Consider the following 25071-nt stretch of genomic DNA (forward strand, 5'->3'; position numbering starts at 1 on the left):
CTAGTCCTTAATGAAATGTCCTACAAATTTAGAGTAGTTATCTAAAATTTTACCACCCTTTCTATATCCAAGCGCACACGCTTCATAAGCGTAAAATACGCCTGCTTGGTAGTTATCGCCTCTTTCATCTTGATTAAACTCGTAAAATTCTTGATAGATAGCTTTATTTGAGTCGTATTCGCCCTCGTTACTTGCTATTTGTGCGCCGTTTTCATCGTGTATCGAGACGTTTGCGCCCTCTCTACCAAATACCGGCTTTTTCACATATTTTTTGCCTTTTAGTGGCTCATTTGAGGTCTCAAGCAAGAGTGGATGATTTGGATAAAGATCCCAAAGAATTTTTAAAATTCCTTTGCTTTGGAAAAGTAGCGTGTAGGCAGGATTTATGATGATGGCTTTTTGGTTTTTGATGATATTTGAGAGTATAAGTGCTAGCTCGCCCTCGTCGATCGCTATGCTCTCCCAAGGCACAAGCTTAAACCAGTATTCGAAATTTTCATCGCCTTTAAAAATGCCCTCGTTATCGTTAAAAACAACCTCATCAACGTAGGCAAAGTCGGTTTTAAAGCCGGCCTCTTTTGCGATGTATTGCAGTAATTTCACGGTTTGCTCATCCTCGATACTGCCAGCGATAGAGCTAAAAAGTATCCCCCAACCCTCGTAAACATCCTCGAAATTTACATTATCGTCACCAAGTGTGATTAGACGCTTGAAATTTTGTTTTAAAGCTTCGTAAAGGTTATTAAATTGTTCAGCTTCATCCATATGATTTAGCTTTAGCATCGCCCACTGGATGATCGCGGTCTCAAAGACTGCCGTTGGCGTGTCGGAGTTAAATTCGATCAGTTTTATCGGCTTACCATCAAGTCCGCCTGCAAGATCAAATCTACCATAAAGGTGCCAGTGAACGTCATTTTCCCAGCTTTTTTTGATGCTATCAACGAGATTAAACGGTATGCCTATCTCGTGAAAAAGGTTGTTGTCAATGACGTACTGAGCGGCATTTACATACATATCGTATAGCTCATTTGCTGCTTCATAATAAGCATCTGCCTCGCTTGCTTTTACCTGTACGATCTCATCTGCGATATATGAGCTGTTATCGTTATCTGTATGCCATGCAAAGCCGATTTTCTCCATAAATTCGTTATTTAATGGCGTGATTTTTTTTAAATTTATCATTTTTCAGCCTCCAAAGCTTGATGAGCTAGAGCTTGATTTTGATCCACCACCGAAAAATCCACTCTTGCCACCACTACTTCTTGCGGCAGAATTTGCCGCTTTTTGCTTATTAAAGCTATCAACGCTTCTTGTGTATGCGCTTGGATTTTTGTAAGAATTTTGACGAGTAGCTTGGAAATTTTGATTTCCAAAAAGCTTGCTACCTATCCAGCTACCAAGTATCGCTCCAGCAGCAGAGGCAAGTATCGTCTCACCAAGGCTTAGACCGCCGCTACTTAGCTGTGCGTCGCTCGTTTTTGTTAAATTTGAAGTGCCATTGTCAATATTTGCATTTGCTTGAGCTAGGAGCTTATCGATCTCGTCTTTGCTTAGCACACGCTCAGTACCGTTTATGTCTTTTAGTACAACTCTAGTTTCAGTACTTGGATACTCTTCTAAAATTTTATAAACTCCAGGCGCGCTCTCTTCGATGATGACAAAGGCACCATTTTTTTGTGCAACCTCATTTAGTGCGTTTTCATCACCGCCATTGTCACTGCCGCAACCAGCAAGACCTGCCATAACGATCGCACCAAATCCGCCCACCGCAGCATAAGTAGCTATTTTTTTAATGTGTTTCATATCTCTCCTATCAACTCTTTTAAATTTTTATGTTTTCTAACAAGTATCACGCCTCTTTTAAATTTTATAAATTTGGAGTGGTGTATGTTTTTTATTATCTTTTCACTGACCTTTTTTGTAGCTTTTGGCTTTAAATTTAGCTCCTTTAAGTACTCGCTTAAATTTATCCATTTTGACTCATTTTCTATTTCGGCCTCTATCGCTTCATTATTTGGTATATCGTCGTTTTTTTGTGCTAAAAGTGGCCTTTGCATAGCATTTAGAAACTGCATGAGCTTTTCATCTCTATCTTTATAAATTTGCAAAATTTCATTTTTTCGCTCGATTAGCATCTGCTCCTTTTCTTTAAAAAGCCTGTCTTTATCAGCTTGTAAGTTTAAATTTAAGCTCTTTAGCTCGCTTAACTCATTTAGCAAATAATTTACAAACTCATCATTTTGGGATTTAGTTTTTGTACTTTTTGGAGCAGATTTTGTGGCTTTTTCGCTACTTGGTTTCTCATCAAGGATGACAAATTTTGTGCCATTTTCAATGACTGTATTTATCGAACCACGGCGGATTCTATTATAGACTGCTTCTTTTGTTATGCCTAAAATTTCTGCAGCTTCGTTTATAGCTAGCTTTTGCATCGAATTTCCGTTTAAAATAAAATAAAAAAATTGCTTTGATTATAAAAAAATAAGGCTAAAAGAAGAGTTAAACAAAGAGAGCAAAGCCCTCTTTGTCTTGGTTTTAGAGTCTTGACTCGTAGCGTCTAAGCATATAAAGACGTTTAAGCATTTTCTTGCGAGCTGCAATTTTTTGTTTTTTGCGGATCTCAGTTTTAGGCTCAAAGAAGCGTCTAGCTCTTGCTTCAGTTACTACTAAGTTACGGTCAGTTTGTTTTTTAAACTTTCTGTAACCCTCGTCAAATGACTCGTTAGGATGTACCTTAATACCAGGCAACGTCCTCACCACCTTTCAGATTAAAATAAGCCGTGAGTATAGTTTAATTTTCATAAATTTAAGCTTTTAACTATTTTTTTTTAAAACTCTTTTAATGCCATAAGCTTTATAATCATAAAATTTCAAAAAAGGCTTATTATGTCAAAGGATTTTCATCTTAGCTACACCAAGAGGCGTTACATTTTTTTCGCCTGTATCACGCTATTTGTCTTTGTTTTGCCATTTATCAGGGTAAATGACGCGCAGCTATTTTTACTAAGTTTTGATAAAAGTAGAGTTGATCTCTTTTTTACAAAATTTGATATGCAAGAGCTTTATTTATTGCCATTTTTATTTATCATTTTGTTCTTAAGCATATTTTTTCTAACGACACTTGCAGGGCGCGTTTGGTGCGGTTGGAGCTGTCCGCAGACTATTTTTAGAACGATATTTCGTGACCTTTTGCAAACTAAAATTTTAAAGATCAGAAAAAATATCCAAAATAAACAAAATGAGCCAAAAGGACAAATTTTAAAGCGTGCTTTAGCAGTTGGAATTTGGTGTATTTTAGCTCTTGTTATTTCGGCAAATTTTTTATGGTATTTTGTACCACCGCTTGATTTTTTTGCTTATTTAAAAGAGCCAAGCGAACATGGAGTTTTGCTTGCATTTTGGCTTGTTATAGCTATTTGGTTAGTTTATGATGTCATCATTTTAAAAGAAAATTTTTGCATTTATGTCTGTCCTTACGCTAGGGTGCAATCAGTGATGTTTGATAACGATACGATCCAAGTTATTTACAACCAAAAAAGAGGCGGCGTAATCTATAATGAAAAAGAGAAATTTAAAAAGCCAAAAGAAGAAGGCGCGCTTTGTACCGGCTGTGAGGCCTGCGTGAGAATTTGTCCGACGCATATAGATATAAGAAAAGGCATGCAGCTTGAATGCATAAATTGCCTTGAGTGCCATGACGCTTGTAGCAAGGTAATGGGGCATTTTAATGAAAGATCACTCATTGAGTGGAGAAGTATAAATTCTATAAAAGAGCAAAAAAAGGTCAAAATTTTAAGATTTAGGACGGTGGCATATCTTGTTATCCTATCTTGCGTGCTAGCAGCTGGTTTTTTTATGAGTGGCAAGAAAGAAAATATGCTGCTAAATATCAATAGAACTAGTGAGCTTTACAGGGTTTTAGAACAAAATGAAGTTGAAAATTCTTATGTATTTTTGGTGCAAAATACACAAAATAAAGAGCATGCATTTTATTTTGAAATAGATGATAAAAACATAGAAATTTCACGTCCAAGCAAGCCATTTAACTTAAAAGCAGGTGCAAAGCAGCGTATCATCGTCACACTAAAATCAAAAAATAAAAACACAAGTGACAAGGACCTTTTAAAACATATAAGCATAAGAGCTTTTGCTATCGATGAGCCAACTATTAGTGTGCAAAGACAGGGCACTTTTATTTATCCTAAAAGATGATAAAATGGCAAAAATTGATCAGGAAGCGAAATAAATGGCAATATCAGAAAAGGGTAAAAAAAGATACGAACTCATCGTAAAAACAGCACTTAAATTATTTTTGAAAAATGGCTATGAAAAAACTAGTTTAAGCGATATCGTGGCGATAAGTGGCGGATCACTTTCTAGCATTTACACATTTTTGAAAACAAAGAGGGGCTTTTTAAGGCAATCATTGAGCAAGAGATAGATATTCTTATAAAAGAGATCGATGAGAAGATAGATCTTAAAATTTCTCACAGTTTGGAAGAGTTTTTAATCAAATTTGCAACCATTATATTTTCCATCATCTGCACTAAGAAAAATATCTCACTTGGTAAAATAATGATGAGTGAGGGCTCTAAAAATGGTGGAAAACTTGGTAGAGTATTTTTGGATCAAATTTTAAATAAGATCGATCTTGTGCTTATAAATTTTTTCGAAAAAGATGAGATAAAAGCAAAACTTAACCCAAAATTTACAGCCAAATTTGCTGCAAAAAGTTTTATACAAAGTGTGATCGGGGTTTACTACTACGACTCGCTTATGTTAAATGAAGAGCCGCAACTTAGCAAAAAAGAGCGCGAAGAGCACATTGCTTTGTGTGTTGAGTTATTTTTAAATGGAATTCAAAAATAAAATTGACTTTTAATTTATTTTTGGTTATAGTCGATGACTTTTAAAATTTGTAATTATTGTTACAAAAATAAACTTGGAATTAAAATTTAAAATTAAGAGAGCTTTTTATGTTGAATTTAAAAAGTATTCTTGTATTTTCAGCTGCCGTTTTTCTACTTTCTGGTTGCTTTGAGAGTAACGACAAAAAGGCTGCCACAGGTCGCCAGATACCACCGTCTCACGTTGATATTTTTGTAGCTAAAAAGATGGATGTGCCTATTAGTTTTGACTACACAGCCACAGTTACAAGTAGTCAAGATGTCATCGTCTATCCAAAGGTTGGCGGAACGATAATTAAGCAGTTTTTTAAGCCAGGTGATAAATTAAAGGCTGGAGATAAGCTATTTTTGATAGATCCAGAAAAATATCAAGCAAGCTTTGACTCTCTTGATGCAGCTGTTGGCGTGGCAAATGCAAATTTAAAAAATACCGAGACTGAGTTTAAAAGAATTTCTGCCCTTTATAAGAAAAATGCAGTTTCTCAAAAAGACTATGACGCGGCAGTCGCAGCTCATGACATAGCAAATGCAAATCTAGTAAGCGCAAAAGCGAATTTAAAAAGTGCTAAGATCGACCTTGGCTATACAACTATCACAGCGCCATTTGACGGAGTAGTGGGCGATAACAAAGTAGATATTGGTTCGCTTGTCATAGCAAATCAAACCCAGCTTGTAAGACTAACGAAGATAAATCCAATTGAAGCTGATTTTTACATAGCGGACGTGGATAATCTAAGTAGAAAGACAAATTTAGATAACGGTACTTGGGAGCAGCTAAATAGCGATGCTGTACTAAAAGTAAATAATGAAAATTTCACTGGAAAAGTGACATTTATAGATAATGTTGTAAATACCGCAACTGGTAGCGTTTTAGCAAAGGCTAGCTTTGACAATAGCGAGGGTAAAATTTTACCAGGTGCATTTGGTCATATAAAAATGAGCGGTTTTGTTCAAAAAAGTGCCTTTCAAATCCCACAAGTGGCACTTCAGCAAAGTGCTACAAACTCTTATGTTTTAGTTGTAAAAGATGGTAATGTAAGCCAAAAAAATGTAAAAACTAGCTACCAAACAAAAGATATGGTTGTAGTCACCGATGGCCTTGAAGAAGGAGATAAGATTATCATTAACAACTTCCTTAAAATTGGTGTTGGCAGACCAGTACAGACAGATAAAGACCTAAGTGTGGAATTTATAAACGGCAAAGATGCAAATGCTACAAAAAGCAATTAAAGGCAGATAGATGTTTTCAAAATTTTTCATAAACCGCCCGATATTTGCAACCGTTATATCTATCATCATAGTTATAGCCGGTCTTATGGGTATCAAGGGGCTTCCGATCGAGGAGTATCCGAGTCTTACTCCGCCTGAAGTGTCAGTAAGCGCAACATATAGTGGTGCTGATGCGCAGACTATCGCCGACTCAGTCGCAAGTGCGATTGAAGATCAGATAAATGGTGTTGAAAATATGCTTTATATGAAAAGTACATCAAGCTCTGCTGGTACAATGAATATAAGCGTATATTTTAAGATAGGCTCATCATCAAAACAAGCTACGATAGACGTAAATAACCGCGTTCAAGCTGCTCTTTCAAGGCTCCCACAAGAGGTGCAAAATATGGGCGTAACAGTGCGCGAAAGAAGTGGCTCGATCCTTCAGGTTATTGGTTTTACAAATCCGAACATGGATCTAGTCGAGCTATATAACTACGTAAATTTAAACATCGCCGACGAGATCAAAAGAGTAAATGGTATCGGCGATACGGCGCTCATTGGTAACAAAGAGTACTCGATGAGAATTTGGCTAAAGCCAGATAGGTTGTCGCAGTTTAAACTAACTCCAAGCGACGTCATCTCTCAAGTAAAAATTCAAAACTCACAATACGCAGCTGGCAAGATCGGCGAGCAGCCATCAAAAGGCGAAAATCCTTATGTCTACTCAGTCGTTTCAGAGGGCCGTTTTAAAGATCCAAAACAATTTGGAGAAATTTTGATAAAAAGTGAAGATGGCACTGTCGTAAAGCTAAAAGAGGTTGCCACTGTCGAGCTTGGAGCTGCTAGCTATGCATCTGATGCGATGCTAAATGGTAAACCAGCAGTGCCACTTTTACTATTTTTGCAAAACGATGCAAACGCACTAGCAACTGCAGAGGCAGTTGCCCAAAAGCTTGAAGAGCTAAAGAAAACTTATCCAGTTGGACTAGAGCACACCATAGCCTACAACCCAACTGAATTTATTACCGTCTCTATCAATGAGGTTATAAAAACTTTTATTGAGGCGATGTTGCTCGTTCTTATCGTAATGTACTTTTTCTTAAAGAGCTTTAGAGCCACCATCATACCGATGCTAGCTGTGCCAGTCTCTATCATAGGCACATTTGGCGGACTTTATATCATGGGCTTTAGTATAAATTTGATAACGCTTTTTGCCCTGGTTCTTGCCATCGGTATCGTCGTGGATGACGCCATCATCGTTATAGAAAACGTCGAGAGAATTTTGCATGAAGATAAAGAGATAAGTGTAAAAGATGCGACGTTTAAGGCAATGGAGGAGGTGCAAACTCCGGTTATCTCTATCGTGCTCGTGCTTTGCGCTGTTTTCGTACCGGTCTCTTTCATGGAGGGCTTTGTAGGTGTTATACAAAAGCAGTTTGCACTCACACTTGTCGTTTCTGTTTGTATCTCAGGCTTCATCGCTCTTACTCTTACGCCAGCACTTTGTGCGGTTATGCTTAAAAGGCAAGAGAGTAAGCCATTTTGGATAGTTCAGAAATTTAATGACTTCTTTGACTTTAGCACTAAGCTCTTTACAGCAGGTGTGGCAAAAATTTTAAAACATGTATTTATTAGCTTTGTAGTCATTGGTATCATGGGATTTGCGACCTATACACTATTTCAAAAGGTGCCAAAAGGGCTTGTGCCTTCAGAAGACAAGGGTGCTTTGATGGTTATCACCTCACTTCCACCTTCAACAAATATGCTAAAGACAAAAGAAGAGCTAACCTCTATTAGCACTGCGATACTAAGCAACCCAAATGTTGAATTTACTATGGGCTTTGCAGGATATGACATGCTAGCTGGCTCACTTAGAGAAAATTCCGCCATTAGCTTTATCAAGCTAAAAAATTGGAGTGAGAGAAAAGGCGTTAACAATGGAGCTGATACATTAGCTGGCCAGTTTAATGGTATGCTTTGGAGCTCAAAAAACTCAATGACTTTCGTTGTAAATTTACCGCCTATTATGGGTCTATCAATGACTGGTGGCTTTGAGATGTATCTACAAAATAAAAGCGGTAAGAGTTACAACGAGATAGAAGCAGATGCTAGAAAAGTATCAGCAATAGCCAATGCAAGGCCTGAACTAACAAATGTCAGAACCACACTTGAGACAAATTATCGTCAGTTTAAGATAACAGTTGATAAAGAAAAAGCTAAATTATTTGGTGTAAGCGAGAGTGAAATTTTTAGCACAGTAGCAGCTACTTTTGGCTCTTACTACATAAATGACTTCAATCTTGCTGGTAAATCTTACCGAGTATATGCAAGAGCTGAGGAAAGTTTTAGAAATAATCCTGAGGATCTAAGAAAAATTTTCGTCCGCTCATATGATGGCGGCATGGTGCCACTAAATTCAGTAGCAACACTTACAAGAACGATCGGACCTGACATTGTTGATAGATTTAACCTATTTCCATCAGCTAAGATCATGGGTGATCCAAAACCTGGCTACACGTCAGGCGATGCGATCAGAGCGATTCAAGAGGTCGTAAATGACACGCTAAGCAGCGAGGACTACGCTATAAGCTGGGCGGGAACGGCGTATCAAGAGGTAAATTCTCAGGGAACTGGCACGGTTGCTTTTATCTTTGGTATGATTTTTGTCTTTTTAATCCTTGCAGCTCAGTATGAAAGATGGCTCATTCCACTTGCGGTTATCACAGCCGTGCCATTTGCGGTATTTGGCTCATTGCTCGCAGTCTGGATAAGAGGGCTAACAAACGATATCTACTTTGAGATCGGACTCTTGCTACTCATCGGTCTGGCGGCTAAAAACGCCATTTTGATCGTAGAATTTGCTATGCAAGAGCGTGATAGCGGTAAGAGTATATTTGACTCAGCGATAAATGCAGCTAGACTTCGCTTTAGACCAATTGTAATGACATCAATCGCATTTACACTTGGTGTATTTCCTATGGTTATAAGCACAGGTGCTGGTGCAGCTTCTCGCCATTCATTAGGAACTGGCGTGGTTGGTGGTATGATCGCATCAACAACGATAGCTATATTTTTTGTGCCAATGTTTTACTATTTGCTTGAAAATTTAAATGAGAAATACTGGAAAAAGGGAGTAAAAAAAGATGAAAAATAAGGCGTTTATACTTATAACGGCGGCGTTTTTAGCTGGTTGCTCATTTCGTCCAGATATGCCAAATGTAGATACAAATTTTACATCTACTTACACTTATGAGACAAGCGATATAAGGGATCTTTGGTGGAGAGAATTTAACGATGAAAATTTAAATTCTCTAGTAGAAAATGCACTTGAGAAAAATACAAATTTACGTATTGCTTATTTAAATTTAGAGAAAGCAAAAGCAAGCCTTGGCGTAGCTGAGGCGGATTTGCTTCCTAGTATAAATTTAAATATAGGCTACGAAAAAGCAAAAAGTAGCGGGGAAACGTATACTAAACAACCACAAACTCGTTATAGAAAATCAGATATAAATTTAGGATTAAACTATGAGATCGATCTTTGGGGTAGAGTAAGAAATAATGTAGCAGCGGCCGAAGAAAGCCTAAATGCAACCAAATTTGACTATGATAGCGCGAGGCTAAGTATCAGCTCAAGTGTTGCAAAAAGCTACTTTGCGTTAGTTTCATTAAATATGCAAGAAGCTGTGCTAAGAGAGACTTTAAAAACCTATGAAGACACGCTAGCGCTTCGCAAAACACAGCTTGATCTTGGAAGCATAAACGAGATGACCTATTTGCAAAGCAAGGCAGCAGTAGAAAGCGCTAAGACCAATCTTACTTCTATATTAAGTGCAAAGTCAAAAGCTATCACCTCACTAGCTATCTTGACTGGTAAAAGTAATAATGAAATTTTAAGTGGAGCTGTTGCTAGTTCGCAAAATTTACCAGCTTCTCCCGAGATAAGTGCTGGCATTAGCTCTGAAATTTTGCTAAGAAGAAGCGACGTGGCAAAGGCACTGGCTGATCTAAAATCTACAAATGCTCTTGTTGGTGTTGCAAGGGCTGAGTATTTTCCAAGCATTTCACTGACTGGACTTTTTGGCTTTTCAAGTATTGATTTTGAAAATATCTTTGTTGGAAATGCTAATACATGGAGTATAGGAGGCTCTTTAGCACAGAAAATTTTTGATTTTGGTAGGACAAAAAATAATGTAGCAGTGGCTAAAACAAATGAACAAATTGCCGCTGTTAATTATGAAACAGCGGTAAAATCGGCTCTTGGCGAAGTAAGAGATGCGCTTGTTTCAAGGCAAAATGCAAAAATTTCTTTGGAACAAGTGAAAAATTTGCTAAAATCCCAACAAAGAATTTACTCGCTTGCTAAAGAGCAATATGACGCTGGCTACATTGGACATTTAGAGCTTCTTGATGCGGAGAGAAATTTGCTTCAAGCAAAATTACAAGATGTCTCAGCTAAGCTTGATGAGGTCGATAGTGCAGTCGAAGTTTATAGAGCTTTTGGTGGCGGTTTTAAGTTAGAAAAATAATTAAAAAGGAGAGAAATTGGGAACTAAGATATTAAATTTCTTGTTTTCTTGGGGATTTTTCGTTTTTGCTATCGCTCTTGGCGTAGCATTATGGTTTGCGATAAATTACGTGGATACATTTAGGCTTGAGTCAAGCTTTTATGATATCGGCGAGATATTTATGATGGCGGCTGTTTTTTGTATTGCTTTTTATGTGATCGCAGCAATATTTGTTATACCTATTAGAGCGATCAAAAAATCTTAATCTTTCATCTAAGGACAAAATCCTTAGATGAACTTCTTGACTTCATTGTATAAAATTCTTAGATTTTTGATTATTTATTTTAAAAATTTATTTATGAAATTTACCGCATTTATATTACTAATTCTAACAAGTATATTTTTAATAGCTTGCTCAGCTAATCAAGCAAACAAAAAGATAAGTAACTCTGAACTAGAAAACTTAGCTAAACAATATGGTGGAGTATATATATTTAATCAAAAATTTGTTGATGAGATAGAAAAAAGAGAAAAAGAAAGAGAAGATCTAGCCAAAAATTTAGGTGATAAAATAAGATCAAATCCTAGAAAGATAAAACAAGGTGATAAATTTATAACGATATATGATGTAGACATGACCTTGGTAAATCAAAAATTTCCTCAAACCCTCTCAAATGGTAAAAAATACTACACTCGCTGGATAGATTATGAAAACCAAACTGGTAAAGAGGCCAAAGTACCAGAATTTTATATAAATAAGATAAAAGAATTTATTGGAGATGATTTTAGCAAACAAAGACCAGAACTGCTAATGCTTTATCTATATGAAGACAAAGATATAGCTATACCTGTAACGGTAAGAGTATCTTATACATATGTAAAGACCAGTTATGGTTTATATGGTGACGAAGGAAGGGGCTTTAAATTAAGTAAACAAAATTTTGTAACAAGAACTAGTAAAGATAGATTCATTCTAACAAATAACAAATTTATAAAAGCAAACAAGGACAAGTAAGTGCAAACTAAAAAATCAAATAAAGAGCTAATAAATTGCTTTAAAGACTATATTGATATAGCTGATGCAAGTTATGCAATGCTTCATAATGTATTTGAGAATGAAAGAAATGGACTTGATGAGCTTTATGATAAATTTGGTAAAGGTAATGTCCATGAAAATATTGTAAATTCTTATAGAGAAGATGAAAAGAAAAAACCTATTTGGAGATATGCAGATGATATTACTTTAGGTGATAAGATTGACAAAAGCAATGAAACAGATACATCACAAGCAAATAATAGAAATTTTGGCGATTCTACTGCTTATGCTCTTTGTATCGAAGCTAGATTTATGGCTGATAAGATTATCAAAAAGCCATATACTGGTAAAAAATTTATTAAGTTAGACAATGATGTTACAAATTTTATAGATGCACCATTAGGTAAAGACGGTAGCTATCAAGAAGCAGAAATTTTCTATGCCCCTGAATCCCTCTCTCCTCGCACAAAACTTTTTGTTAATCGCTATGAGCTAGTAAAGCACATACCTAATCAAAAATCAGGTTTTAGCTCAACTATATTTTATGACACGCTTAAGTCAAACTATATAATAGGCTTTAGAGGAACAGAGATGAAAATAAATGATCTCTTAGATGATGCCTTTATGGCCATCACATCAAGAGCACTTATGCAAATATCTGCTTTAAAATCACTTCAGTCCTCTATGCAAGAAGCTATAAATTCTCATAGTCAAAACTTAAGTGGTTTAGATAATACTGCCAAAGACATCATCCTGTCAGGTCACTCATTAGGAGGTCATCTAGCTCAAATATATGCAGTAACTTTCAAAGATAGCGGAGTAAAAGAACTTTATACTTATAACGCTCCAGGAATTTATGGTGGTATATTAGCTTCAGCTTTTACTTGGAGCTTAAGGCTTCTCAGCTTTGTAGCCAAAGCCATAGCAAAAGGTGCAAGATGGATAGCAAGAGTCATAGACAAAGATGGCTTTATAGGAAAGATGGTAGGCTCAGTCTTTAACAAGATAAAAGGTATGTTTGGCTTTAAAGATGATAAGAGTAGCGTAGACGAATATGTAGATGTGGTTAAAAATAATGAACAGGCTCAAAAGACTCTTGCAGATAAAAAGGTGAGCTCTAATATAAATAAAGTTAGCAAAGAAAAAGATATAGACATAGAGATACATCACGTAGAGAGCGTTAAAAAGTATAAATAGAGATGAAGATAGCTTTTCGAAAGATGTAGCTGTTTTGATAGAACCTACCTTTTCGGTCATATCTGATCTAGGCTATAAGCTAGGCATAGATACAACTGGCGAAGTAAAGTATGAAAATACCGAGAATAGACACTTGGTGAATATATTAATTAGATCTCACTTTTTAAAAGAGAGCGTTTTGGTTTTATATATGCTGTGTTATCTCTTGGAAAACAAAGAAAATGAAGCCAAGATAGAAGGCAAAGATATAGCTGAAGCACTTGACTATCTAAATGAATATATCCAGTCGCTTAAATTTAAACTAAAATGCATAAGATCGAAGTTAAATTTGGATGTAAATATAGATGATATAAGCGATGCTTCTATGCTAGATACGCCTTTATATATCTTTTATGCTTATTTAAATCTCTTTTACGAATATGGCAAATTTAGTGATGAAAATTTTAAGCAAGATATGGTCGGGTATATAATAGAAAATTTAGGCAGCAACATAGATAAAAATAGCAATAAAGAGGCACATCTAGTAAAGATACTAGATATAGATGATCTAGATAAACTAGATGCGACAAAGATAGTAAGTGATGCTAGAGCTGGCGATATAGATATGCTAGTGGCTATTTGTGCTTTAAATTTATTTGTATTTGAAAAAAAGATAGATGTAAATGAACTTGGCAAATACTTCTCTTATAGCAAAAATATCTATAAAAATATAACGATACTACGAGATAATAGAGTAGATATAGCAGAGGCTAGCATATTTGTAAAAGATAGAATAGATATGCTAAAGAGCATAATAAATCTAAAATATGCGGATCTAGCAAAGCTAAAAGAAAATGAAAATTTCTTGGCTAGCATAGACTCTAATGACATAAGCTCTAGCGATGAAGCCATAGTAATAGCCAATAATAAATCCGCTCAAAATAATGATGATGTAGCTTACAACAATAAAGTAGCAACCGATGATATAAAAGCTCTTATGAATGAGAGCGTGGGAAGTATCTTTTATAAAAACAACGATACTCTTAGTGTAAGTGCAGTAGATAAAAGTATAGTCGATGTTGAGGTATTAAAGGAGATATTTAAGCTAGATAGTAAAAATATGAATCAAAGAATATATCTAAACTCTGCCCTTTTGTCTAAAGCCAATGAAGAGGAGGATTATCCACTTTATTTTAAAGACGAAAAATATAATAGTGATGAGAATATACCTCTAAATTTTACTCATCAGCCAAGAGATGAGGATAAAGATATAGGAAGGCTAAATGTTGCTTATAGAAATTCTCAAGCAAATATATTAAATTATTCACTATTAAATAAGAGTCTAAATATCGATCTAAAACCAATGAACAAAAAGACTAAAGAGCTCTTTCAAATTTAAATCAAAGGCAAAATTTACAAAAAGATAATCAATCTAAAGAAATTTCATCTACTGCGACTTCATACCCTGTCATAGAGGACGACACTATCATTTGCCCACATGGCGGTCATGTGATCTTAAAAAGTAGGGCAGGCAGGAGCATAAGATCAGACGATCAAGGTGTGATACTCGATGTTGATTTTATAAACTCGCCGATAGTAGGCTGCTCAGCTAGGATCCCATGCGTCATAGTAGCTTATGTGCCAAGATCAGCACTTAGTCTAAAAAGTATGAATGATCACTACGCTGTAATGCAAGATCTAGTGCCAAACTGCCTAAGCAACACCGGCTCTTCGCTAAGGTGCATAAAAAAAGAGAATAAACTTAAACTAGAGCATAGTTTAAGTAATCCTGGTATGCAAGATAGTAGCGAAGTAATAAAAGATATAAATTTAAATAATGCCTACATAAGGCTTCATATAAAATCAGCCCTTAATCAAACAGATAATCTTGCCGTTTGTATATATAAGCTAAATGATGTGGAATATAAAAACCAAGAGGGATTTAAAGAAATGGAGCTAAATTTAGACGAAGGCTCTGATATAAAAGATAAGAAGCTAAAAGAGTATCTAAAGGCTCGGTTTAGAGATGACAAATTTAGTATCTCATCATTTAACTTTAAATACTCGCTTATGGATAAAAATTTTATTTTTATTACCCCTAAATATACTGAGCCTATCTATAAAGATATGACGCTTCCTAAGAGTGGAATAGGATTTTTTCAGTTTGTAGATGATATGAGTGACGATAACAATCTTATCTATATTACGCCAAGTAAAGCAAAAACAGTATGTATAAAATTTGCTTGTGGGCTAGATAGTGAATATAGCGATGATATAAATATAATCAAGACAGTAGTGGTGGCATAACGATGAATGATATAAATATAACCTACTCTTGTGAAGAGAGTTTAAAAAAGATAAAAGAGTATATGGCTGATGCAAAGAGCGTGACGCTTTATACGTCTAGTTTAAATTCTCTTGAGTCAAACTACTTTGACAGTATGGCAGTATTAATAAGAAATGAACTATCAACATTTCTAAATCCTCGTTCTTGGAAAGAATTTTTTTCTAAAGAAGATAGGACAATATCTATCGTTACTGATTTTTATATAGATAAAGATAGTTTTAAAGATAGCAACTTAGATAAATCAAGGGAATTTAAATATAGAGGAATTCCAGTAAAAGTAGCTCATAAAAAGAGTGCAGTTGATAAGTTTTTTTAAATTTAAAGGAAAAGATCGATCCTATAAAAATTAGAACAGAAAAAATAAAGTATGGTCCAGGAAGAGAACATCAAGCTAGACCAGTAGAAAATTTTGCTGAAATGTTTGAATTTATAATATCTTATTACAACAAAAGCAAAGATATTTTAAGAGAGTGTTTAAGTACTTTAAAAGACGATCTAATAAATGATGCCAAGCCTTTAATATCTAATGAGGAGTTAAACGAAACTAAATTTGAAAGAAGTGTCAAAGAGTGTTTTGATGAGCTAGATAAAAATTTAAAAAATCTAAACGAGGATGATGGAGAATTTATTATAAAGCAGTTCATACTTTCTATATTAAGCCTTGTTGATTTGTCAGGCACAAAAGCAGTAGGAAAAAAATTAATAGGATGGGGTACTGTTGCTTGGGAACTTATTAATTTTTCCACTGAAGCATATAAGTATCATGACAATAAAGCGTTTTATGGAGTATCTTTGCCTATACTAAGATTTTTTACATCTAGGTTTGCTTCTATTATAAATACCTTAAATATAAACTCAAATTGCAATGTCTTGGTGTTCAAAAGTGATAAGAATTCTAAGGCTGGATTTTTTATAGACTTTACACATTTAAATTTAGACTATGTTCCTTTTCAGATTAATTCAGTCGCAAAGGAGATAAACTGCAATGCAGATGAAGGATATAGCGTATATGGATATTTAGATGATGTATCAGTGTTTGAATATACTAAAGATGTTTGCTCTTACGATATCATAAATAAAAACTTAGGATTTGGCTCAAGCGAAGATACGCTCTTTAATAGACTAAAAGAAGAGATAAAAAGTACAAATGCAAATTTAAATTTTATTTGTGCTTCAAATTTTAACTCTATAAAGTTAGCTAATCTAATAGCAGATAAATCCGATAAAAATAACACCTCAGTAAATGATGAGATGAATAGTAAAGACTTCTCAAATTTAAATAAAAACTATATCGTTCTTTCAAACTCTCCTTTTAGATCAAGTGCTGGGTTAAGAGAAGAAGTTGTAAGCAAAAGCTTAGACCAAGAGATAAAAGACGGAATAAATAGATCAAACAATGGTAGTGTGGTAAAACAAAAATTCACCGATATAAAGACTCTAGAGCCTATTAAAGACTATAGCCAATATAGTATAGATATAAATAAAGGCAACAACAAATCAACTCTTGTTTTAAATTTATCTCCATTTGCAAGGATAGACAAGAATTATATAGACAATATTGTAGAGAGAAAAAAGGCAAGTGATAAAAAAGCAAACGAAACTTCTTTTGCATATGTACCAGATCAACTAAGAAATGACGAGCTTTATAATGTGAATTTTGTACATATAAATGCTTATGCTAAGCAGCCAAACGATATGGAGAAGATAAAAGAAAATGAAAAAGCTTATATGGATAAGGTCACTCTAACTTTTAAAGATATTTTTGAAAAGATAAATAAAAATGTTTCTGAAAGAAGTTTTGACCCAAACTATCCTAGTGTAGATGATATGGTTAATATGAAAAAATACGAAGATGAAATGAATATAGAAGATGCTAAAGAACTTACAAGCGAAATAATCAATCGTATGCCAAAAGACCACTACTCTTTAACAGAAGTGCTCTCTATTGCCGTGGCTTACTTTATAATAACTAAAAGCTACCCAGGAGATCTGGTAAAGAAATCTGTTAGTAATGATGGGGAATTATAGAGATAGCAGAAAAAAAGATAAAGGTTATCCATAAAAACGCAACAATAAGACTTGGCGAAAAAGAGCAAGCTTTGTTTTTTTACAAAGATAGTATAAATGCAAATGTTGGTGAATATATTTGCATTGAAGAGTTAAGAGACTATATGGAATACTCAAAAAAAGTAACGTAGCAAGTGTGGAAGAGCTCTTAAAAGTAAATAATGAGAATAAGCATGAGGTTATAGACACTTCTATCTTGGGGTTAAAGGAGCAAAAGCAGATAGAAGAGCTACTTGATAAACAAGCAAAAGAGATAGAGGATTGTTGGAAAAAGGATGATGCTATCTTGAAAAAGACTTTAAAAATTCAAGATATCCCTTATGAAACCATAGAAAAAGATATGAAGAAGGAAGCTCCAACGCTTATAGTAAAAACCGCCATAGAAGGGTTATTTCCTTTTGCAGAGTACTTTAGCGAAGATGGTCAATCAAAAATTTATAATTCTATTGGTTCATTTGTATTTGATCCAAATAAAAAAGAGGCAACAGATGAGCTTCTTGATGAGCTTGGTGTATTAAACATTGTAAGACAGTTATTTACTATGAATAATACTGAAAATGTGGATAAATTTATAAAGTATGTAACAAATTCTAAAACAAATGTTGAAATCCTAAGGAAATCAAAAGGAAATCTGCTTAAACAGGCTATTAACTCTGTAAAACTTCGTCTCCTAATAGGTCGCTATAACATAAGTATCATCTGGAATAGCATGAGAAGCTTTGCTTTTATGAAACAAACTTATATGTTTAACCCAAAAGATGTCGAAGCTATGAGAAATATGCTAAAAGGATATGGCAAATCACTAGGCAAAGATGTAGGAGTGGCTTTTCTTAAAGGTATGGTAGAACTTTATAAAACATCATATGAAAAACTAGAAGAAAACTACAATGAAATAATGCATACAAGATATACATATAAATTTAATGAAGCTTACGCACTAAATAATATCTCATATAAACCTATGTCTATAAAAGAAGCTTATGATAAAAATAGTACAAATAGCTATTGCTACTATCCAGTAATGATCTATCAAAACTATATAAGCCTAAATTTAAATAGACTATTTCTAGGAGCTAATATAAGTAGTGGAGGATTAGACTATAACTCATTTATCTACTATGATATAAACAATAAACAAAGCAAACTCTCACATAACCTTGCTTCAAAGCTAGCACTAAATAACCTTAGTGCTCATCTATGTTTAGATGAACTAAGAGGAGCTGGTAATGAGATAGATGCAAACTACTTTAATTATGCAAGAAGCAGATATACAAACTCAGATGTAGATATAAGAGGGTTAAATTTGGATGTTAAAGAGGAGAAGGAAATTTATGATGTGTATAAGCAAAATTCACTTGCTAACTTAGTAGTAGGTAAACCAAAATATGCAATAGACTCTTATCAAGAAGTAGTAAAAATCATAAATTTATTTAAAAAAGGAATCTTTAACACCAGCGATGAAAACAACCACTCTAATCTCTCAAGAGATCTAATAAAAGCATTAGATACCATAGGAAATAATAACATTAAGGGCGTGTATGTGGGGTGTAAAAAGGCAAATACCGATAGTGATCGTACAGTCCCTCCTCGCCTAGTAGGTCGTCTAGCCACCACCATAGTCATGGAAGATGGTCTTTACATAGGATAAAAGATGAAAAAGATTATATTTACAGCTTTAGCTATCTTGGTAATAGCCATATCACTAATAGAAATAAATAAAAGAATAAATAAAGGAAATTTAATGGATAACAATAATACATATATAGTTATAGCTCCGAATGGAAAGGAGGTCTGGCTTGATAAAAATACAAATTTAATAGTAGCAAAGCCAGATAGTAAAATAGATGCTAAAAACAGGATCGCAAACAAAGAAGCTTCTGAGTTAGTTGTTCAAGCCCGCTCCATCCTAGACTCATCTCCATATAAAAACTATAAACCACTATACTATAACCCTAAACCAAATTCTTTAGGTCAAACAGACTATCTATCATTTAAGCCATGGCTAGATATTAGCTATAAACCAAGCTCAACTAAACTATCACCTTGGACTAAATCAGAAAAAGCCTACTATGAAAGCTTAAAAGATAAAAGAGATAGATATATCTATCTAGTAAAAAGAAGTAATCTAAAATGCACTATGATAGATATTCATGAAGATGCAATAGCTAGAGTAGATAGTAATGGCAAACTAACTAAACCAGAATATGCTGAAATTTATGATGAAGTAAATGCTAATAGAAATACTCTAAAATCAGAACTGTTTGCAGCAGAGTGGAATATATGTGCCGGAACTTTAGGAAATACGGCTGGATTTTCAAGAGGAGTTGGACTAGGATATGCAGGATTTAAAGCAAGAGCATATCAATCAATGTTTCTATCAGCTCAGCTCGGTCAAGATGGGGCTTTAGAGGCTTTAGCTGATATGTTTGAATATTCTACATACCTAGCAGGTATAAACAAAAATTTACAAATGGCTAGAGAATTTAGAAAGGTAGCCAGCAATCCTCCACTAGACGAATATGGCATGATGCCTTACCTTGATGAGATAGTTGGTAATTACTTTGTGATGGATTTTAATAGGGGTGGGGTCGTTAATAATCCAGATGGCTCAATCCATAGGCATTTAAGAAAGCTCGTAGAAGATGAAGGAAAACTACTAGACCCTAGAGACCTAGACGCAAATGAGACTACAAGGGAAGAATTTGAAAAATATTCAAAAAAAGTATTAGAAGATTATAAGGAAAAGTTTGACGAAGTTGGTTATCCAAACACATGGGATGATCGCGATTTATCTCTCTACATCGACTCCACCCTCCTAGAAGCTAAAATAATGTCTCTAACTCCACCAGAAGGATATCCAAATGCACCATACTACAACACACCAGAAGAGTTAACAAGACTATATGAGGCTGGTAAATTAGATAAAAAACTAAACCCTCTAACACCAGTAATGTATAGAGAAAGCTTTCCTGAAGATCTTAGGCAAAAGATACTAAGTTATGCCAAAGAGCATAATATAAAGGATTAAATAATAAATTTAATATCTATGGCTCCAAACGGAGCCAAATATAAATATATTAAGCCACTACAATCAAAGATCTCTACGATAACCGGCCTAATAGAACTTTATAAAACCTCATATGAAAAACTAGAAGAAAACTATAAAGAGATAATGCATGTAGGCAATATGTTTGTCGCACTATTAACTTAAAAAAATAAATTAATTTTAGGAGATAATTGGACTTTTTTATAAGAAAAATCGCAAATAGCGATCTATACAAATTTTGATAAAGAATTTCAATATATTTTAATATCAAAATGAGCTAAATTTTGAAAAAATTAAAGCATATTTTTAAACTTGCTTTTAACTTTTTTGTTATAATATCCCATCAAAAATAAAAAGGATATTTTTTATCCTAATTAAGGTTTTAAATTTGAGAGTATATTTAGACAATAACGCTACAACAATGGTTGATCCTGAAGCTTTTGAGCTTATGAAGCCGTATTTTTGTGAAAAATACGGCAATCCAAACTCGCTTCATAAATTTGGCTCTGAAACACATCCAGCTTTAAGAATAGCACTAGATCAGCTCTACACTGGGTTAAATGCAAAAGATAGTGACGATATCGTCGTTACCTCATGTGCAACTGAGAGCAACAACTGGGTAATAAAAGGCATCTACTTTGACAAAATAACAACTGGCGAGAAAAAGCGTATCGTAACAACCGCAGTTGAGCATCCAGCTATTTTGGCGACTTGTAAATTTTTAGAAAAATATGGCGTAGAGCTTACTGTTTTAGATGTAAATAACGATGGTATAGTCACACCAGAACAGTTAAGAGCTGTAATGGATGAGAATGTAGCACTTGTTTCTATAATGAGTGCAAATAACGAAACCGGTATGATCTTTCCTGTAAAAGAGCTTGCTAGTATCGCTCATGAATATGGGGCTTTATTCCACACGGATGCCGTTCAAGCAGTTGGTAAGATAAAGATAAATGTTCAAGATCTTGACGTTGATTTTTTAAGCTTTTCTGCGCATAAATTTCACGGACCAAAGGGAGTTGGAGCACTATTTATAAAAAATAGTATGCCACTAAGTAGCTTGCTTCACGGCGGCGAGCACATGGGCGGACGTAGAAGTGGTACACTCGATGTTCCTGGCATCATCGGCATGGGTAAAGCACTTGAACTGGCAAATAAATTTATGGATTATGAGCACTCTCATGTTCGCCGTTTGCGTGATAAGCTTGAGGATGCAATTTTAAAAATTCCTGACGTTAGCGTCGTTGGTAAAAAAGAGCAACGTGTGCCAAATACCATTTTGGCTTCTATAAAAGGCGTTGAAGGTGAAGCTATGCTTTGGGATCTAAACAAAGCTGGCATCGCAGCTTCAACTGGCTCAGCATGTGCAAGTGAAACATTAGAGAGTAACCCAATAATGGAGGCCATAGGGGCAGATAAAGAGCTGGCTCACACCGCACTTAGACTATCTCTTTCTAGATTTAATACAGAAGAAGAGATTGATTATGCGATCGAGCACATAACAAAAGCAGTAAATAGACTAAGAGGTATCTCTAGTACATTTGCCTACGCCCCAGAATGGCATAAGAGTGGATTATAAAATTTAAAGGAAATAAACATGGCAAAGAATAATTTGATCGGAGGCTCTATCTGGGATGAGTATTCTAAGGTAGTACAAGACAGGATGAATAATCCTAAATTTATGGGAGAGATAACCGAAGAAGATGCTAAAAAGGCAAACGCAAAGCTTATTGTGGCTGACTTTGGTGCAGAAAGCTGCGGTGATGCGGTTAGGCTATACTGGCTTGTTGATGAAAAGACAGACAAAATAATAGATGCTAAATTTAAAAGCTTTGGCTGTGGCACAGCGATAGCTAGCTCTGATACGATGGCTGAGCTTTGTATCGGCAAAACAGTTGATGAAGCTGTCAAGATCACAAACCTTGATGTCGAAAAGGCTATGCGCGATAATCCAGAAACACCGGCTGTCCCGCCTCAAAAGATGCACTGCTCAGTTATGGCATATGACGTTATAAAAGCAGCAGCTGCAAGCTATAAAGGCATAGACCCAGAGCATTTTGAAGATGAGATCATCGTTTGCGAGTGCGCTAGAGTAAGCCTTGGTACGATTAAAGAAGTGATAAGGCTAAATGACCTTCACACAGTTGAGGAAATCACGCAATACACCAAAGCTGGTGCATTTTGCAAGTCTTGTGTAAAGCCTGGTGGCCATGAAAAAAGAGAATATTATTTGGTAGATATTTTGCGTGATACTAGGGCTGAGATGGAGCGTGAGAAGATCGAAGCTCAGGCAAATGCCCAAGCAAATCACACTTTAGGTGACATTAGCTTTGAAAATATGACGATGGTAGGGCAGTTAAAAGCGGTAGAGTCTGTCATAGATAAGGAAATTCGCCCAATGCTCGAGATGGATGGCGGAAATTTAGAAATTTTAGATATCAGAAATGATAACGGCGAAAATACTGATATTTATATCCGCTATCTTGGTGCTTGCTCAGGCTGTGCGAGTGGCTCAACTGGCACTCTTTACGCGATTGAAAATGTCTTGCAAGAGAGCTTAAGCCCAAAAATTAGGGTTATGCCTATTTGATTTATCAACTAGCCCTTGTGGGCTAGTTTTTATTCTCTTAAGAATTTTAAAATTTCACTTCTAATTTGATTCAAATCGCCCACAAATTTCTTCTCAAACTGCGATCGGTTAAAGGTTCTCTGACGCTTAGCAAGCTGGGCTGTGTGCGTGGCGATAAGCGTTTCTAGCTCGCTTTTTGAAATTTCACCCTCCAAAAACTGCTTGCACTCTTTTAGACCTATTGATTTTAATGGCTTTGGCTCGCTTTTATACTTGTCAAATAAAAACTTCGCCTCATCTATCAAGCCCTCATCTAGCATATTTTTCGTTCGCTTTGCGATGCGAGTTCTAAGCTCATCTTTGTCCCATAAAATTTCAAATATCGCTAGCTCTTTTATGATGCTCTCTTTAGTATTTTCTCTTAGCCAAATGCTTGGAATTTGGCTACTAAATTTATAAATTTGATACCACTTTTCGAGGCGATAAGAGTCATTTTGGCTAAATTTGCTTGCAAACTCAGGATCGATTTTTACAGCTAGCTCGTAAATTTCTTCATTGCTTAAATTTGGCTCACATTTTGGCACATCTGGCGCAAGTCCGCTAAGCATTGATTTTAGATAAAAGCCGCTGCCTCCTGTGATGATGAGTGGACAGTCTTGTAAGCGCGCAAATTCCTTTGCATTTTTATAAATTTCAAAAAATGCCCCAACGCTAAATTCTTCATCAGGATAAATTTCATCTACACCAAAGTGTTTTATGGCTTCAAGCTGCTCTTTATTTGGCTTTGCACTGGCGATATCTATCTCTTTATAAAGTGCAAGTGAATCAAGACTCAAGATGATGCCATTAAGCTTCTTTGCAAGCTCAAATGCAAGATCGCTTTTGCCACTTGCCGTGGTGCCAATTATTGCAAATTCTTTAAACAAGTCTAGCCCTCGTAAAACGAGCTAAAGAGTAAAATTTCATCATTTTCCTCGTTATTTTTGCTATCTTTTATAAGACTAGCCAAAACACCGGCAAAATACGGAGCAAAACTAAGTTCATTTAGTCCATAAGCTTGGTTATAGATCAAGTTACTATATATGTTATCGCGTCCAAGAGCTGGTTTATCGTTTGAGCTAAGAAGTACGTAGTTTGCCCTAAAGCTAGGCTCTTTTAGCTCGCTTATACCAAGATGTATCTTTAGTTCATTTAAAAATGCATTAATCTTTTCAGTTTTAACAAGCGTATCGATAGCGCCGACTTGTAAATTTGTAATAATCATAACGCCATTTTTAGTTGGATAAATTTTGGCAAATAGATCATTTAAAATGATTGGTTTTTTAGGGATTTGCCCTTCGTTTAGGCCAAGATCAATGGTGTAAAATTTAGCCAAAATCGCATTTAAGCTCGTGCCTAGCTTATTTGAAAGCTCTAAATTTTTTGAAGCGATCACAAAGTTATCGGCCTCATATTCGCCGTTATTGCCGGTAGCTTTTTGCACTATTTGTCCTTGCGTTTTTAGCTCATAAATTTCATCATTTATAAATTTTACCCCAAGAGAATTTAGCTCGTTTATCAAAGCTTTTTTGAGCTCATTTGTATCAATGCTTGCGTTGTTGGCTAAATTTATAGCGCCTTTTATGTTTTTATTTATTAGCCCAAAATTTGCAAGCTCTTTATTTACGCTTAAAATTTCTTGCTCGCTATGGGCAACCTTTATCTCATCAAGCCTTTTTTTAAAGCTTTCATCATCGCTAAAAAGTAGATAAACACCGCTCTCATCGAAATTTATCTGCGGATATTTGTTGTTTAAATCTCTTAAAATTTCAAAGTTTTTCTTACCAAATTTTGAAAACAAAATTTGCATCTTTTTGTCGTGAGCTTTGGTTGATTTAAGTGTAAAATTTGTCATCCAAGCTCTAAAATTTTCATTTAAGCAAATACTTATATCAAGCTCGCTTTTTTTGCTAACTAGCCCCATAAATGAGCTAGATATCGCTCCATCTTTTGCAAGAGCGTGTGTGCCAAAAGGCGTTAAAATTCCATTTGTAAAATCATCTTTTTGGTTGCTAATAATTAAAATTTCTTCACCCTTTTTAGCTAATTCGTAAGCCGTAAATAACGCACTAAAACTATCTCCAATAATCGCTACTTTGCCCATAATAACCCTTTGTTTTAAATTAATCTTGTAATGATAATATAAATTCAAATTTAAAGCAAAATG

The 25071-nt window shown here is 35.0% G+C and carries 23 protein-coding genes; 17 read left to right on the forward strand and 6 right to left on the reverse strand.

Features of this window, described 5'->3' with window-relative positions; all coding sequences use genetic code 11:
- The 4 genes from G5B98_RS01015 to rpsU form a co-directional block, all read right to left on the reverse strand.
- Nucleotides 1–1182 (reverse strand): glutathionylspermidine synthase family protein, encoded by a 1182-nt coding sequence (locus G5B98_RS01015; RefSeq protein ID WP_196086915.1) that lies wholly within the window; start codon nucleotides 1180–1182, stop codon nucleotides 1–3.
- A 3-nt stretch (nucleotides 1183–1185) separates the two neighbouring features.
- Nucleotides 1186–1803 (reverse strand): UPF0323 family lipoprotein, encoded by a 618-nt coding sequence (locus G5B98_RS01020; protein ID WP_054196034.1) that lies wholly within the window; start codon nucleotides 1801–1803, stop codon nucleotides 1186–1188.
- Nucleotides 1800–2432, reverse strand: a complete 633-nt coding sequence (locus tag G5B98_RS01025) for a DNA-binding protein (RefSeq protein ID WP_196086916.1) — start codon at nucleotides 2430–2432, stop codon at nucleotides 1800–1802. Before G5B98_RS01025 ends, G5B98_RS01020 begins: the two co-directional genes overlap by 4 nt.
- Before the next feature lie 103 nt (nucleotides 2433–2535).
- Complete coding sequence (gene rpsU, locus G5B98_RS01030; RefSeq protein ID WP_009294994.1) at nucleotides 2536–2748, reverse strand: 30S ribosomal protein S21; 213 nt, start codon at nucleotides 2746–2748, stop codon at nucleotides 2536–2538.
- Nucleotides 2749–2886: 138 nt separating this feature from the next.
- On the opposite strand from rpsU, the gene ccoG reads away from it, so the two are divergent.
- From ccoG to G5B98_RS01110, 17 genes are all read left to right on the forward strand, one after another.
- The gene (gene ccoG, locus G5B98_RS01035) at nucleotides 2887–4212 is read left to right on the forward strand and encodes a cytochrome c oxidase accessory protein CcoG (RefSeq protein ID WP_196086917.1); all 1326 of its coding nucleotides are present in this window, start codon (nucleotides 2887–2889) and stop codon (nucleotides 4210–4212) included.
- 34 nt (nucleotides 4213–4246) lie between these two features.
- Entirely contained in the window at nucleotides 4247–4441 is a 195-nt protein-coding gene (locus G5B98_RS09355) for a TetR/AcrR family transcriptional regulator (protein WP_232524598.1), read from the forward strand.
- A gap of 53 nt (nucleotides 4442–4494) precedes the next feature.
- Complete coding sequence (locus G5B98_RS09360; protein WP_232524599.1) at nucleotides 4495–4869, forward strand: TetR/AcrR family transcriptional regulator C-terminal domain-containing protein; 375 nt, start codon at nucleotides 4495–4497, stop codon at nucleotides 4867–4869.
- Nucleotides 4870–4976: 107 nt separating this feature from the next.
- A complete protein-coding gene (locus tag G5B98_RS01045; protein WP_196086918.1) occupies nucleotides 4977–6137 on the forward strand; it encodes an efflux RND transporter periplasmic adaptor subunit in 1161 nt (386 codons plus the stop codon).
- A 10-nt stretch (nucleotides 6138–6147) separates the two neighbouring features.
- A complete protein-coding gene (locus G5B98_RS01050; RefSeq protein ID WP_196086919.1) occupies nucleotides 6148–9273 on the forward strand; it encodes an efflux RND transporter permease subunit in 3126 nt (1041 codons plus the stop codon).
- Complete coding sequence (locus tag G5B98_RS01055) at nucleotides 9263–10645, forward strand: efflux transporter outer membrane subunit (RefSeq protein ID WP_196086920.1); 1383 nt, start codon at nucleotides 9263–9265, stop codon at nucleotides 10643–10645. Before G5B98_RS01050 ends, G5B98_RS01055 begins: the two co-directional genes overlap by 11 nt.
- 16 nt (nucleotides 10646–10661) lie before the next feature.
- Nucleotides 10662–10889 (forward strand): hypothetical protein, encoded by a 228-nt coding sequence (locus G5B98_RS01060; RefSeq protein ID WP_021090435.1) that lies wholly within the window; start codon nucleotides 10662–10664, stop codon nucleotides 10887–10889.
- Between the two features lie 27 nt (nucleotides 10890–10916).
- Nucleotides 10917–11639: a tRNA 2-selenouridine synthase gene (locus G5B98_RS01065; RefSeq protein WP_196086921.1), complete on the forward strand. Its 723-nt coding sequence runs from the start codon at nucleotides 10917–10919 to the stop codon at nucleotides 11637–11639.
- Nucleotides 11640–12857, forward strand: coding sequence for an Mbeg1-like protein (locus G5B98_RS01070; protein WP_196086922.1), 1218 nt, complete (start codon nucleotides 11640–11642; stop codon nucleotides 12855–12857).
- Between the two features lie 34 nt (nucleotides 12858–12891).
- Complete coding sequence (locus G5B98_RS01075; RefSeq protein ID WP_196086923.1) at nucleotides 12892–14235, forward strand: hypothetical protein; 1344 nt, start codon at nucleotides 12892–12894, stop codon at nucleotides 14233–14235.
- Between the two features lie 110 nt (nucleotides 14236–14345).
- A complete protein-coding gene (locus G5B98_RS01080; protein ID WP_196086924.1) occupies nucleotides 14346–15143 on the forward strand; it encodes a hypothetical protein in 798 nt (265 codons plus the stop codon).
- Nucleotides 15144–15145: 2 nt separating this feature from the next.
- Entirely contained in the window at nucleotides 15146–15499 is a 354-nt protein-coding gene (locus G5B98_RS01085) for a hypothetical protein (protein WP_196086925.1), read from the forward strand.
- Between the two features lie 101 nt (nucleotides 15500–15600).
- The gene (locus G5B98_RS01090) at nucleotides 15601–17211 is read left to right on the forward strand and encodes a hypothetical protein (RefSeq protein ID WP_196086926.1); all 1611 of its coding nucleotides are present in this window, start codon (nucleotides 15601–15603) and stop codon (nucleotides 17209–17211) included.
- 175 nt (nucleotides 17212–17386) lie between these two features.
- Nucleotides 17387–18898, forward strand: a complete 1512-nt coding sequence (locus G5B98_RS01095; protein ID WP_196086927.1) for a hypothetical protein — start codon at nucleotides 17387–17389, stop codon at nucleotides 18896–18898.
- A gap of 3 nt (nucleotides 18899–18901) precedes the next feature.
- Entirely contained in the window at nucleotides 18902–20278 is a 1377-nt protein-coding gene (locus G5B98_RS01100; protein WP_196086928.1) for a thioredoxin reductase, read from the forward strand.
- A gap of 406 nt (nucleotides 20279–20684) precedes the next feature.
- Nucleotides 20685–21875, forward strand: a complete 1191-nt coding sequence (locus tag G5B98_RS01105) for a NifS family cysteine desulfurase (RefSeq protein WP_196086929.1) — start codon at nucleotides 20685–20687, stop codon at nucleotides 21873–21875.
- Between the two features lie 18 nt (nucleotides 21876–21893).
- Nucleotides 21894–22886, forward strand: a complete 993-nt coding sequence (locus tag G5B98_RS01110) for an iron-sulfur cluster assembly scaffold protein NifU (protein ID WP_054196048.1) — start codon at nucleotides 21894–21896, stop codon at nucleotides 22884–22886.
- Between the two features lie 29 nt (nucleotides 22887–22915).
- On the opposite strand, the gene miaA is transcribed toward G5B98_RS01110, so the two are convergent.
- Nucleotides 22916–23791: a tRNA (adenosine(37)-N6)-dimethylallyltransferase MiaA gene (gene miaA, locus G5B98_RS01115; RefSeq protein WP_196086930.1), complete on the reverse strand. Its 876-nt coding sequence runs from the start codon at nucleotides 23789–23791 to the stop codon at nucleotides 22916–22918.
- Nucleotides 23792–23793: 2 nt separating this feature from the next.
- On the reverse strand, nucleotides 23794–25008 hold the full coding sequence (locus G5B98_RS01120; RefSeq protein ID WP_196086931.1) for an FAD-dependent oxidoreductase: 1215 nt from the start codon (nucleotides 25006–25008) through the stop codon (nucleotides 23794–23796).
- Nucleotides 25009–25071 lie beyond the last annotated feature (63 nt).

It is taken from the genome of Campylobacter concisus, from assembly GCF_015679985.1.
GTDB classification, from domain to species: Bacteria; Campylobacterota; Campylobacteria; order Campylobacterales; family Campylobacteraceae; genus Campylobacter_A; species Campylobacter_A concisus_AC.

Bases quoted from the DNA above. Each gene is read 5' to 3' on its own strand.
- G5B98_RS01015 (WP_196086915.1), bottom strand. From the start codon at position 1,182: ATGATAAATTTAAAAAAAATCACGCCATTAAATAACGAATTTATGGAG.
- G5B98_RS01020 (WP_054196034.1), bottom strand. From the start codon at position 1,803: ATGAAACACATTAAAAAAATAGCTACTTATGCTGCGGTGGGCGGATTT.
- G5B98_RS01025 (WP_196086916.1), bottom strand. From the start codon at position 2,432: ATGCAAAAGCTAGCTATAAACGAAGCTGCAGAAATTTTAGGCATAACA.
- ccoG (WP_196086917.1), top strand. From the start codon at position 2,887: ATGTCAAAGGATTTTCATCTTAGCTACACCAAGAGGCGTTACATTTTT.
- G5B98_RS09355 (WP_232524598.1), top strand. From the start codon at position 4,247: ATGGCAATATCAGAAAAGGGTAAAAAAAGATACGAACTCATCGTAAAA.
- G5B98_RS01045 (WP_196086918.1), top strand. From the start codon at position 4,977: ATGTTGAATTTAAAAAGTATTCTTGTATTTTCAGCTGCCGTTTTTCTA.
- G5B98_RS01050 (WP_196086919.1), top strand. From the start codon at position 6,148: ATGTTTTCAAAATTTTTCATAAACCGCCCGATATTTGCAACCGTTATA.
- G5B98_RS01055 (WP_196086920.1), top strand. From the start codon at position 9,263: ATGAAAAATAAGGCGTTTATACTTATAACGGCGGCGTTTTTAGCTGGT.
- G5B98_RS01065 (WP_196086921.1), top strand. From the start codon at position 10,917: ATGAACTTCTTGACTTCATTGTATAAAATTCTTAGATTTTTGATTATT.
- G5B98_RS01085 (WP_196086925.1), top strand. From the start codon at position 15,146: ATGAATGATATAAATATAACCTACTCTTGTGAAGAGAGTTTAAAAAAG.
- G5B98_RS01090 (WP_196086926.1), top strand. From the start codon at position 15,601: ATGTTTGAATTTATAATATCTTATTACAACAAAAGCAAAGATATTTTA.
- G5B98_RS01100 (WP_196086928.1), top strand. From the start codon at position 18,902: ATGAAAAAGATTATATTTACAGCTTTAGCTATCTTGGTAATAGCCATA.
- G5B98_RS01110 (WP_054196048.1), top strand. From the start codon at position 21,894: ATGGCAAAGAATAATTTGATCGGAGGCTCTATCTGGGATGAGTATTCT.
- G5B98_RS01120 (WP_196086931.1), bottom strand. From the start codon at position 25,008: ATGGGCAAAGTAGCGATTATTGGAGATAGTTTTAGTGCGTTATTTACG.